Here is a 12,432-nt window from a genome sequence, read left to right on the forward strand (position 1 = left end):
CGCAGCCGCGTCGCTGCGATATGCTCGGCTGGCCCGTCAGGGCTGAGAGCCGGGTGTGTCCGGCCGCTCCCTCCTGGCGGCCGGGCATATCGACCAAAACGCGGGAAGAGAGACACGCAATGGCAATACCCGACGCACCGCCCACGACGAGCCGTCCGCCGGTGCTTAGCCTGCGCGGCATCTCGAAGAATTTCGGCGCGGTGTCGGCTCTCACCGACGTCGATCTCGACATCAATGCCGGGGAAATCGTCGCCCTGGTCGGCGACAACGGCGCCGGCAAGTCGACGCTGGTGAAAATCCTGGCCGGCGCGCACATGCCGAGCTCGGGCTCGATCACCTTCGATGGCCAGCCGGTGACGCTTGCCAATCCCGCCGCGGCGCTGAAGCTCGGCATCGCCACCGTCTTCCAGGATCTCGCGCTCTGCGAAAACCTCGACGTCGTGGCCAACATCTTTCTCGGTCGCGAGCTTCATCCGCTTCGCCTCGACGAGGTCTCGATGGAGGTCCGCGCCTGGACACTGCTCAACGAGCTCTCGGCGCGGATTCCCAGCGTGCGCGAGCCGGTGGCATCGCTGTCGGGCGGGCAGCGGCAGACGGTGGCGATCGCCCGCTCGCTGCTGATGGAGCCGCGCGTGATCCTCCTCGACGAGCCCACCGCCGCACTCGGCGTCGCGCAGACCGCTGAAGTGCTGAATCTCATTGAGCGTGTGCGGGATCGCGGGCTGGGCGTCGTCATGATCAGCCACAACATGGAGGACGTGCGCGCCGTGGCCGACCGCATCGTGGTGCTGAGGCTCGGCCGCAACAACGGCATCTTCCTGCCCGGCGCCTCCAATCAGGAGCTGGTCACCGCGATCACCGGCGCCGACGACAATGCGGTCTCGCGGCGCGGTAGGCGCACGGCCGAGAAGGCGCAAGGAGAACAGCCATGACCACGGCGTCCGACCGCAATCCCGGCGCGCTGCTCGATCGCAGCGACGAACGGCTGAAGGATCGCAGCGGCGCCAAGGGCGCCATCAGGGGCTTCCTCGACCGCGTCCGCTCCGGCGATCTCGGCTCGCTGCCCGTGGTGGTCGGGCTGGTTTTGATCTGCACGATCTTCCAGACGCTCAACCCGGTATTCCTGTCGCCGAACAATCTGGTCAATCTTTTGTTCGACTGCTCGACGGTCGGCATCATCTCGCTCGGCATCGTCTGCGTGCTAATGGTGGGCGAGATCGACCTGTCCGTCGGGTCCGTCAGCGGCCTGGCCTCCGCGCTGCTCGGCGTGCTGTGGGTGCAGTGGGGCTGGCCGGTCGCGCTTGCCATGCTGGCGGCGATGGCGGTCGGGTTCGTGACCGGCTGCGTCTACGCGCTGCTGCTCAACAGGCTCGGCATGCCAAGCTTCGTCTCGACGCTTTCGGGCCTGCTCGCCTTCCTGGGATTGCAGCTCTACATCCTCGGCCCGACGGGCTCGATCAACCTGCCTTACGATTCGCCGCTGGTGAATTTCGGCCAGCTTCTGGTGATGCCACACTGGGTGTCGCACACTTTGGCCGTCGTGCCCGGCGTGCTTGCCCTGGCTCTCGGCTATCGCAAGGCGCAACGCCGCCAGGCCGCCGGCCTGTCATCGCGTTCGCTGGGCGGGCTGCTGCTCCAGGCGGTCGCGATCACGGTCGCGCTCGAACTGGTGGCTTACTACCTCAACCTGTCGCGCGGCGTGCCCTGGATGTTCGCGTTGTTCGTCGGCCTGGTCGTGGCGATGAACTATGCGCTGAAGCGCACCCAATGGGGCCGCTCGATGACCGCTGTCGGCGGCAACCGCGAAGCGGCGCGTCGCGCCGGCATCAATGTCCGGCTGATCTACGCCAGCGCCTTCGCGCTCTGCGCCACGCTGGCGGCGACGGGCGGCCTGCTCTCGGCAGCACGCCTGGCAACCGCCAGCCAGCAGGCCGGCACCGGCGACGTCAATCTCAACGCCATCGCGGCGGCCGTCATCGGCGGCACCAGCCTGTTCGGCGGCCGCGGCAGCGCCTATTCGGCGCTGCTTGGCATCATCGTCATCCAATCCATCGCAAGCGGCCTGACGCTGCTCGATCTGTCATCCTCGCTCCGGTACATGATCACCGGCTGCGTGCTGGCGATCGCGGTCATCGTCGATTCTCTCGCCCGCCGCTCGCGTGTCTCACACGGCCGCGCCTGACGGCCTATCGAAGAGGATCGCAATGTCTGAAAGTCTTTCCGGCAAGGTTGCCGCAATCACTGGCGCTGCCTCGGGCATCGGGTTGGAATGCGCCCGCACCATGCTCGCAGCCGGCGCGAAGGTCGTCCTTGTCGACCGGGCCGAGGACCGGCTTCAGAAACTTGTCGCGGAGCTCGGCGACAATGCTTATGCCGTCGTCACCGACCTGCTCGATCCGGCGAGCGTCAACCGCATGATGCCCGAGATCCTCGAAAAGGCGGGCCAGCTCGACATCTTCCATGCCAATGCCGGCGCCTATGTCGGCGGGGAGGTAGCGTCGGGCGATCCCGACCAGTGGGATAGGATGCTCAACCTCAACGTCAACGCCGTGTTCCGCACGGTGCACGCCGTGCTGCCGCATATGATCGAGCGGAAGAGCGGCGATATCATCGTCACCAGTTCGGTGGCCGGCTTCGTTCCCGTGGTCTGGGAGCCGATCTACACCGCCTCGAAATTCGCCGTGCAGGCATTCGTCCATACGGTCCGGCGCCAGGTGCTGAAGCACGGCATTCGCGTCGGTGCAGTCGCTCCCGGTCCGGTGGTGACGGCGCTGCTCAGCGACTGGCCAAAGGCCAAGATGGAAGAAGCGCTCGCCGCCGGCAGCCTGATGGAGGCGAAGGAAGTGGCGGACGCCGTGCTGTTCATGCTGACGCGACCGCGCAACATCACCATTCGCGACCTCGTCATCCTGCCGCAGAGCGTGGACATCTGAGCGGCTTGCCGACCGGCCTTCGCAGAACGGAACCGCCGCCATGATCCTCGACCGCTTCCGACTGGACGACAAGGTCGCGCTGGTGACCGGCGGCACGCGCGGCATCGGCCTCGCCATCGCGAAGGCGCTCGGCGAAGCCGGCGCACGCGTCGTCGTTGCGGGCCGGACGATGAAGGATGATGCGCGGCAGGAACTCGCGGGCCTCGCCTTCGACTTTCACGCCGCCGAGATGCTGGACGAGAAAGCGCCGGACAGGCTGGTCGCCGACACGCTCGCCAAGGCCGGCCGCCTCGACATCCTGGTCAATAGCGCCGGCATCGCCATCCATGGCGACAGCGGCGACTATCCGGAGGACATCTGGCGGCAGACGATGGTGATCAATGTCGATGCCGTCTTTCGCTGCTGCAGGGCGGCGCTGGCGCCGATGCGGCGCCAGGGAGGCGGCGCGATCCTCAATGTCGGCTCGATTTCCGGCATCGTCTCCAACATTCCCCAGAACCAGGTCGCCTACAACAGTTCCAAGGCGGCGGTGCACATGATGACCAAGAGCCTCGCCAGCGAGGTGGCGGCCGATAACATCCGCGTCAACGCCGTCGCGCCCGGCTATATCGAAACGGACCTTTCGCGCGGCGGCATCGAGAATCCGGAATGGTTCCCGATCTGGCGCGGCATGACGCCGATGGGCCGCGTCGGCCAGCCGGAAGAAGTTGCGGCGGCCGCACTTTTCCTGTGCTCTCCCGCCTCGAGCTACGTGACCGGCGAGGTGCTGGTCATCGACGGCGGCTATACCACACGCTGAGATGGCGCTGAGCCAGGGCGCTGAGACAGGAGAATTGCCATGAAACTCAAGGACAAGGTCGCCGTCGTCACCGGCGGCGCGCAAGGGATCGGCGCAGCCATCGTGCGCGGTTTCGCCGCCGAAGGCGCCCATGTCGTCATCGCCGATATGGCACTAGACAAGGCGGAAGCACTTGCGCGCGAGCTCGAAGGCAAAGCTACCGCTCTGCAACTCGACGTGCGCGACCACGCCTCGATCGAGGCGATGGTCGCTTCGGTGACGAGGACGCATGGCGGGATCGACATCCTGGTCAACAATGCCGCCGTCTTCGACATGGGGCCGCTTCTCGAGATTTCGGAGAAAAGCTTCGACCTGCAATTCTCGGTCAATGTGAAAGGGCTGTTGTTCACGCTGCAGGCGGTGGCCAAGCGTATGGTCGCCCAGGGGCGCAAGGGGAAGATCATCAACATGGCCTCGCAGGCGGGTCGGCGCGGCGAGGCGCTGGTCGCCGTCTACTGCGCCACCAAGGCCGCCGTAATCAGCATCACGCAGTCGGCCGGCCTTGCGCTGATCAAGCACGGCATCAACGTCAACGGCATCGCGCCGGGTGTGGTCGACACGCCGATGTGGGACCAGGTCGACGCGCTGTTCGCGCGCTACGAGAACCTGCCGATCGGCGAGAAGAAGCGGCAGGTCGGGCTGGCGGTGTCGGCCGGACGCATGGGCGATCCCGACGATTACCGGGGTGCGGCCGTCTTCCTGGCATCGAGCGAGGCCGACTACGTCGTGGCGCAGACGCTCAATGTGGACGGCGGCAACTGGATGAGTTGATTGGCCGAAGCTCGAGGCCCCGCCTGCGACAATCGGGCAGGAACGATCTGGCGGCTGACGCATTTTGGTTCCCATCAACCGTTTGAGGGAACCATGCGCATCGCTCATGTCGCGCCGCTCTACGAATCCGTGCCGCCGAAACTATATGGCGGCACCGAGCGGATCGTGTCCTATCTCACCGAAGCGCTGGTGGAAGTCGGGCACGAAGTGACCCTGTTCGCCAGCGGCGACAGTGAGACCTCGGCGCGGCTGGTGCCCGGTCGCGACCAGGCGATCCGTCTTGATCCGCGGCCGAAAAAGTCCGAGATTGCGGCGCATATGGCGATGCTTTGCCAGGTGCGCGAGCGGGCGGACGAGTTCGACGTCATCCACTTCCATCTCAGCCATTTCGTGCATTTTCCATTCTTCGAACACATGGCGGGGCGAACGGTGACGACCCCGCATGGCCGGCTCGACTATGTCGACCTGGCGCCGGCCTACAAGCGCTTCCCGCGCTTTCCGATGATCTCCATCTCGCACAGCCAGAAGCGCGGATTGCCCGACGCCAACTGGCTGGCGACGATCCATCACGGCATTCCGGTCGATGCGTATCAGCCCACCTACAATCCCTCGGCCGAGGAACCCTATTTGGCTTTCCTGGGCCGGCTGTCTCGCGACAAGCGCCCGGATCGAGCGATCGAGATCGCGCGAAGTTCCGGTTTGAAGCTTAAGCTGGCGGCCAAGATCGGCGATGACGATCGCGCCTATTTTCACGACGAGATCGAGGCGCTCGTCGACGGCGACCGGGTCGACTATGTCGGCGAGATCGCGGAACACGAGAAGGCCGAGTTTCTCGGCAATGCCGCGGGCCTGCTGTTTCCCATAGACTGGCCGGAGCCGTTCGGCCTGGCGCCGATCGAGGCGATGGCTTGCGGCACGCCGGTAATCGCCTGGAACTGCGGCGCCCTGCCGGAGCTCATCGACCAGGGCGTGACCGGCTTTGTCGTGGACTCTGTCGATGATGCGGTCGCTGCGATGCCGGTCCTGCTCGGACTGGACCGACGGCAGGTGAGAGTGGTCTTCGAAAAGCGGTTTTCAGCCACCAGGATGGCGCGCGACTATCTTGCCGCCTATATGCGCCTGATCGGCATCCAGGAGGCGAGAGCCTCCTGATCGGCATTCTCTTGGGGCGGGGCAAGCGAAGAGGTGACGAATGACGCAGCTCGACGAGCGCAAGCTCGATCCCGCCGTAGCCCTTGCCTCGCTCGACGAAACGGCGCCGCGGGAGCCGCACCGGCTGTTCGCGCTCAAACAGGGCGATTGTTTCGCGGTCACCGACGCCTATGGTGACATCAGGGGCGCCGGCGACGGTTTCTTTCGCGACGACACGCGCGTTCTTTCCGAGTTCCGCCTGACGATCGGCGGCAGGCCGATGTCGCTGCTCGGCGCCTCGCTCAGCCAGGACAATGTTCTCTTCACCAGCAACCTCACCAACTTGCCGATACAGAGCGCCGCCGGCCGCGACATTCCGCAAGGCGCGATCCATATCGAGCGCGTCAGGCTGATCTGGCAGGACAGGCTATTCGATCGCATCACGCTTTCCAACTACAGCCGCGAGCATTCGACCATCGCCATCTCCTTGCATTTCGCCGCCGACTTTCGCGACATGTTCGAGGTGCGCGGCTCGACACGGCCGAAACGTGGAACGGTCCATCTGGCGAAGACCGACAAGGCGTCCGTTATGCTCGGCTATGACGGTCTCGACGGCCTGCCGCGCCAGTCGGCAATCTCCTTCTCGCAAGCTCCCGACCAACTGAGCGACAATCGAGCCGACTTCCTGATCGCGGTGACCAAGCGCAGCAGCAAGGTGCTTTATGTCGAGGTGGGCCCGGAAGTTGCCGAAACGCCGAATCGCGACCGGTTCCGGGCCGCTGCCGCACGCGCGCGTTTTGCCATGCGCGCCAAGCGTCGGCATGGCGCCACGGTCCACAGCTCCGGTCGCGTCTTCAACGATTGGGTCGAACGCGCCCGCGCGGATGTCGCGTTGCTTACCACCGAGCTTCCTACCGGGCCTTATCCTTATGCCGGCATCCCGTGGTTCTCCACGGCCTTCGGCCGCGACGGCGTGATCTCCGGCTTGCAGATGCTGTGGCTCAATCCGGGTCTCGCGCGCGGCGTGCTGGCGTTCCTTGCCGAACATCAGGCGACGGAGACGTCGCCCTTCATCGATTCCCAGCCAGGCAAGATCATGCACGAGACGCGCAAGGGCGAAATGGCGGCGCTGCGCGAACTTCCCTTCGGCCGCTATTATGGCGGCGTCGACACGACCCCGCTCTACATTCATCTCGCCTGCGCCTATGCCGACCGCACCGGCGACATGGCCTTCATCGACACGCTCTGGCCATCGCTCAAGGCGGCGGCCGAGTGGACGGAAGAGGCAAGCCGGGCAACGGGTTTCGTCACCTACCAACGCGCAGCGGAGTCCGGCCTCGCCAACCAGGGCTGGAAAGACAGCGTCGACTCGGTCTTCCATGCCGACGGCCGCATGCCCAAGGGACCGATCGCGCTGGTCGAAGTGCAAGGCTATGTCTTTGCCGCTTATCGCGGCCTTGCCGCGCTCGCACGCCGCCGCGGCGAGTTTGCCGATGCCGAACATTGGGAGAACCGCGCCGAGGAAATGCGGATCGCCGTCGAGCGTGACTTCTGGATCGAGGATCTGAACTTCTACGCCATCGCGATCGACGGCGAAGGCCAGCCCTGCAAGGTGCGAACGTCAAATGCGGGGCATCTGCTTTATGCCGGGCTGCCGCAGCCGGAGCGCGCCAAGATTGTCGCCGATCAATTGCTGTCGGCTTCCTTCCATTCCGGCTGGGGACTGAGGACGCTTGCGGACGACGCGATCTTCTTCAACCCAATGTCCTACCATAACGGCTCGATCTGGCCGCACGACACGGCGCTCTGCGGTGTCGGCCTCTCGCGCTATGGAGAGCGCGAAAGTGTCGTGCGGCTGATGAGCGGCACGTTCGAGTCGGCCGTGCACTTCAACATGCGGCTGCCGGAATTGTTCTGCGGCTTCACCCGGGCGCCAGGCGAGGCGCCGATCGCCTATCCTGTCGCCTGTCTGCCGCAGGCCTGGTCGGCAGGCTCCACCTTCATGCTGATGCAGGCCTGCCTCGGTCTGGAAATCGACGGTTGGAAAGGCGAGTTGCGCGTCACCCGCCCACGGATGCCTATCGGTATCGACACGCTCACGCTCCGGCATCTGTCCGTCGGCAATAAGACTATCGACCTCACCTTCCAGCGTGTCGGGGACCGCGTCGTTGCCTTCCTCGCCGATCGGCATGAGGGCCTGGTGCCGCTGATTGTGCGGACTTAGACGGGTCGATTGCGCAATTCCGGACGGAAAACCGTTACGAGAGCGGAGTTCCGCAAATGCATCCGGCAGTCGAAAAATGTCGGAACCGACGAGCGCCCTATGCGTTTGCAAACCGGAACCGGCACACCTCTCCGCAGCCGGCAAGAACGAAAACAAAATAGCGGACAGCCGGAGGCAACCTGGCATCAATGGCACAGTATGGCGTCGACCTCTTGTGGGTCCTTATCCTAGCTAGTCTCGGACTCAGCGCTCTCGCGATCTTCGTCTCAATAACCAGGCACCGTCACCAGCATGCAACGGCTGTGAACACGCCCGGTGCGGGCGAGGACGTCGCATCGGAAGCCGCACGCAAGGTGTTGCGCGAATTCGAGAAGAACGGGCAGTCGGTCGACGCCGCCCTCGTCACCTGGTCACCGGAGACGCTGCGCAAGATCCTTGCCGAGGATCTGCCGGACGCACAGGTCATCGTCGTCTCCAACCGCGAGCCCTACATCCACAATGAGGACGAGAACGGCGATGTCGAGCTCGTCGTGCCGGCGAGCGGACTGGTCTCGGCACTGGAGCCGATCACGCGCGCCTGCGCCGGCACCTGGATCGCCTATGGCGGCGGCAGCGCGGATCGTCAGGTCGTCGACCGCCACGACCGGGTACAGGTGCCGCCCGAAAATCCATCTTATGCCCTGCGCCGGGTCTGGCTGACCGATGAGGAATATCAGGGCTATTATCTCGGCTTCGCCAATGAAGGGCTTTGGCCGCTCTGCCATATAGCCTTTACCCGACCGATCTTCCGCGAGTCGGACTGGGCGGCCTACGAGGCCGTCAATCGCAAATTCGCCGAAACGGTGGTTGCCGAGGCCCGCAACGAGAGGCCGATCGTGCTGGTCCAGGATTATCATTTCGCGCTGCTGCCGCGCATGATCCGCGAGCGGCTGCCCGAGGCCATCGTCATCACCTTCTGGCACATCCCGTGGCCGAACTCGGAAGTGTTCAGCATCTGTCCGTGGCGCGAGCGCATCCTGGATGGGCTGCTGGGCAGCTCGATCATCGGCTTCCACACCCAGTTCCATGCCAACAACTTCACCGAGAGCGTCGACCGCTTCATGGAGAGCCGGATCGAACGGGCGGATGCCGCGGTGTCCTATGGCGGCCAGACGACTTTGGTCCACGCCTACCCGATCTCTATCGAATGGCCTGTGCAGCTCCTGAAGAGCCTGCCGCCGGTCGAGGAATGCCGCGCGCAAATCCGCGAGCGGTTCGGGATTCCAGCCGACGCCAAGCTGTGCGTCGGTGTCGAGCGCCTCGACTACACCAAGGGCATTCTCGACCGCTTCCATGCGCTGGAGGAACTGTTCATCCGCTACCCTGAAATGATCGGCAAGGCGGTGTTCCTGCAGGTCGCCGCACCGAGCCGGGGCACATTGCCGGCCTACAAGCACCTGCATGAGGAATGCCAGCGGCTCGCCGAGGGACTCAACGAGCGCTACGGCAACGGCAGCTATCGTCCGGTCGTACTCGTGGCCGAGCATCACTCGCAGAAGGACGTCTACAAGATCTACCGCGCGGCCGACATCTGCCTCGTCACCAGCCTGCATGACGGCATGAACCTCGTGGCCAAGGAGTTCGTTGCCGCGCGCGACGACGAAGAGGGCGTGCTCCTGCTCAGCACGTTTGCCGGCGCCTCGCGCGAACTGCTCGAGGCGCTGATCGTCAATCCTTACGACGCGGCGATGATGAGCGAAGCCATGCGGCAGGCGCTGGTCATGGGGCCCGACGAGCAGCGCGAGCGCATGCGCCGCATGCGCGAGATCGTACGCGACAACAATGTCTATCGCTGGGCCGGCAGCATGCTGCTCGACGCGGCGCGATTGAGGAAGCGCGGCGAGCTCGACCGCGTCACGGCCTTGTCCGACCGCTCGGCAAACACCAACGGCGACAATGTCGTCTCTATCTTCGAACGCAAACAGGCAGTCGGATTCCGATGAACATCCAAGCAGATTTGACACCACCGCTTCCCGAAGGCCGGTGGGCGCTCTTCCTCGATATCGATGGCACCTTGCTCGAGCACGCCGCCCATCCAGATAGCGTCGCGGTCAGCGCGGAGTTGCGTTCGCTGCTGCAAGCGGTCGAGCGCCGGCTGGATGGAGCGCTGGCTTTCATCACCGGCCGCTCTATCGCGGCCGTCGACCGGCTGTTCGAGCCTTTGAAGCTGCGAATCGCCGGCCTCTACGGGCTGGAGCACAGGCTGACACCGGACGGACAAATCGAGGCCGCCGACGAGCCGGCGGATATGGCCGCACTTGCCGACGAAATCGAGCTGGAGCTGGCAAGCAAGGCCGTCTATGTCGAGCGCAAGGGGCCGGTGCTCGCCATCCACACGCGGGCAGCGCCGCAATTGCTGGCCCGCGCGACGGAACTGGTCGAGACAGCACTTGCCCGGCTGCCGAAAGGCTACCGCGTAATTGCCGGCAATGCCGGTGTCGAACTGATGCCGCTAGAGGCGGCCAAGGGCGCCGCGATCCGGCGCTTCATGCAGCTTGAACCTTTCACCGGACGGCGACCGGTATTCCTCGGCGACGACACGTCCGACGAAAACGGTTTTGAGACCGTCAATGCCGCGGGCGGGATCTCGATCCGCGTGAGACCGCAGGGCGAGACCGCGGCGCGTTTCGCCATCGCCGATGTCGCCAGCGCGATCGCCTGGCTCGCGGCGAATTTCAATGACGGCTTCGAACAGACGGACCGCAGCGATCTGGTTGCCTGATCAATCTCGGGAAAAGTGCGTCGCGGTCCTTCGTCTGGGATCGCAAAAACGGCCCCACAACGGGGCCGTTTTGTCGGTAGCTGCACTGATTGGTTACTTGCTGCCGCCGTTCTCCTTGACGCTGCTGCAGAACTCCGGATGGCTGTTGGCTGCATTGGCGTTCTTGGCCTCGTCCTCACAAGCCGTCATCATCGCGGTCTGGTCCTCCGGCGACATTGCCTTCCACGCCTTCACGAAGGCGTCCTTGCTGACCATCGTCTTCATGCTGGAGTCGGTGTAGAAGGGCTGCATCTTGGCTGGGTCATCCAGCGCCGACGTGCCGGTTTCGCCAGCGGCGAGAGCCGAGCCGGCGACCATCGAAAGGCTCATTGCGCCAAGGCAGATCATCTTGATGTTCATGACATAAACCTCCTGTTTCTCTGGATCGTTCGAGAAACGATCGTGTCATCAACGGAAGGTCCGGATCAAAGTTCCTCTATTCCCGTGAAATGCAGAAAAAAATTCTGAAGAAAAATGGTCCTGAGAGGGCCGAAACTCTCCGTGGTCCGGCCGTTAAGTTTGGTTGCATTACACTCAGGGCGGCAATCAGTAGCAGGAACGCTAATGTTCCAGGCGACGAGGCGCGATCAGTTCCTGTCGACCGGCTTGGAGCGCATCCGCGAAACGGTCTCTCGCTCGGCGCGCTTGGAGCGCATCGGCGGCAGACCGCGATCGAGGAGGTCCATGTCCTCCAGCACCATGTCGCCCATGCGCTTGAAGGCAACGTCGAGCGCGCCGGCGCGGTGTGCCGAGCGCAGAAAGCCGGAAAGCGAGCGCACCGGGTGGTTCTTGGCCAGCGGCTCCTCGGGAAACACGTCGCTGGCCGCAACGATATGGCCGCTTTTGACCGCTCCCATCAGCGCCGGGAAATCGACGACGCCGGCGCGGCTGAGCAGGATGAAGGCGGCGCCCTGGCGCATCTTGGCGAAAGCGTCGGCGCCGAGAAAACCCTGGTTCTCGCTGGTCACCGAGGCGACGACGAAAACGAAATCGCTTTCCGACAGCACCTTGTCGAGCGAGGCCGGCTCGACGCCATGCTCCACCAGCACGGAAGGCGGTAGCCAGGGATCGAAGACCCTGGTGCGCGTGCGGAAGCCGGTCAGCAGCCGATTGAGAGCGCGGCCAAGATCGCCGAAGCCGATGATGCCGACATCCGAACCTGAGAGGAGTCGCGCCGTCTGGTTGCCGTCGCCGCCCCATAGTTCCTCGCCTTGCCGGAAGGCGAGGTCGGCATCGACGATGCCGCGCGCCAGGTTTAGCGCCATGGCAAGGCCGAGTTCCGCCACCGGCTCCGCGAACACCAGGCCGGTGGTGACGACGTGAATGCCGCGGGCAAACAGCGTCTCATAGGGCATGTTGTTGATGAGATTGGTCTCGACGTTGAAGATGCAGCGCAGCGCTTTCAACCTCTCCAGCGTCTGAGGGGTGATCGGCGGCTGGCCGACGATGTAGCGGGCTTCGGCCAGCACATCTGTCGGCAACTCCGAGACGCCTTCCGGCGTTGTCTCGACGATGCGATATCTTTTGCGGAAGCGCGCCAGCTGCGGCGGCGTGAAGATCAGGTCGAGCGTGCGCGGTTCGGGTGCGCTGATCACCAGCGGCGAGGCTTTGTTGGACATGATTTTCCTCCCGGCGCGATTGGATCGCATCAATCATATCAGCGTTTTTACTCCCGATGAAACGATTTACAACAGCGAAAAATCGATTTATCGATTATGTTAACGAGAGGGCGACC

The 12,432-nt window shown here is 64.3% G+C and carries 11 protein-coding genes; 9 read left to right on the top strand and 2 right to left on the bottom strand.

Annotation, left to right across the window (positions count from 1 at the left end):
* Positions 1–119 precede the first annotated feature (119 nt).
* The 9 genes from A9K66_RS24830 (at position 120) to otsB (ending at position 10,658) form a co-directional block, all read left to right on the top strand.
* A complete protein-coding gene (locus A9K66_RS24830; protein ID WP_066992159.1) occupies positions 120–932 on the top strand; it encodes an ATP-binding cassette domain-containing protein in 813 nt (270 codons plus the stop codon).
* Positions 929–2,182 (top strand): ABC transporter permease, encoded by a 1,254-nt coding sequence (locus A9K66_RS24835; RefSeq protein WP_066992162.1) that lies wholly within the window; start codon positions 929–931, stop codon positions 2,180–2,182. Before A9K66_RS24830 ends, A9K66_RS24835 begins: the two co-directional genes overlap by 4 nt.
* Positions 2,183–2,204: 22 nt before the next feature.
* Positions 2,205–2,933 (top strand): SDR family oxidoreductase, encoded by a 729-nt coding sequence (locus tag A9K66_RS24840; protein WP_067328815.1) that lies wholly within the window; start codon positions 2,205–2,207, stop codon positions 2,931–2,933.
* Positions 2,934–2,973: 40 nt separating this feature from the next.
* On the top strand, positions 2,974–3,732 hold the full coding sequence (locus tag A9K66_RS24845; protein ID WP_067328818.1) for a glucose 1-dehydrogenase: 759 nt from the start codon (positions 2,974–2,976) through the stop codon (positions 3,730–3,732).
* Between the two features lie 39 nt (positions 3,733–3,771).
* Positions 3,772–4,542, top strand: coding sequence for an L-iditol 2-dehydrogenase (locus A9K66_RS24850; protein WP_067328820.1), 771 nt, complete (start codon positions 3,772–3,774; stop codon positions 4,540–4,542).
* 93 nt (positions 4,543–4,635) lie between these two features.
* On the top strand, positions 4,636–5,694 hold the full coding sequence (locus tag A9K66_RS24855; RefSeq protein ID WP_067328822.1) for a glycosyltransferase family 4 protein: 1,059 nt from the start codon (positions 4,636–4,638) through the stop codon (positions 5,692–5,694).
* A 40-nt stretch (positions 5,695–5,734) separates the two neighbouring features.
* A complete protein-coding gene (locus A9K66_RS24860) occupies positions 5,735–7,897 on the top strand; it encodes an amylo-alpha-1,6-glucosidase (RefSeq protein ID WP_067328824.1) in 2,163 nt (720 codons plus the stop codon).
* A gap of 188 nt (positions 7,898–8,085) precedes the next feature.
* A complete protein-coding gene (locus tag A9K66_RS24865; protein ID WP_067328827.1) occupies positions 8,086–9,879 on the top strand; it encodes a trehalose-6-phosphate synthase in 1,794 nt (597 codons plus the stop codon).
* Positions 9,876–10,658 carry a trehalose-phosphatase gene (otsB, locus tag A9K66_RS24870; RefSeq protein ID WP_067328829.1) on the top strand — a complete coding sequence of 261 codons (783 nt, stop codon included), beginning with the start codon at positions 9,876–9,878 and terminating at the stop codon, positions 10,656–10,658. The genes A9K66_RS24865 and otsB overlap by 4 nt, the downstream gene beginning before the upstream one ends.
* 93 nt (positions 10,659–10,751) lie before the next feature.
* Here the strand turns inward: otsB and A9K66_RS24875 are convergent, their stop codons facing one another.
* Together A9K66_RS24875 and A9K66_RS24880 are read right to left on the bottom strand one after the other, a co-directional pair.
* The gene (locus tag A9K66_RS24875) at positions 10,752–11,057 is read right to left on the bottom strand and encodes a hypothetical protein (RefSeq protein WP_067328831.1); all 306 of its coding nucleotides are present in this window, start codon (positions 11,055–11,057) and stop codon (positions 10,752–10,754) included.
* A gap of 227 nt (positions 11,058–11,284) precedes the next feature.
* Positions 11,285–12,316, bottom strand: coding sequence for a hydroxyacid dehydrogenase (locus A9K66_RS24880; protein WP_067328833.1), 1,032 nt, complete (start codon positions 12,314–12,316; stop codon positions 11,285–11,287).
* Between the last annotated feature and the right edge of the window lie 116 nt (positions 12,317–12,432).

The organism is Mesorhizobium sp. AA23, assembly GCF_001672435.1.
GTDB lineage: Bacteria > Pseudomonadota > Alphaproteobacteria > Rhizobiales > Rhizobiaceae > Mesorhizobium.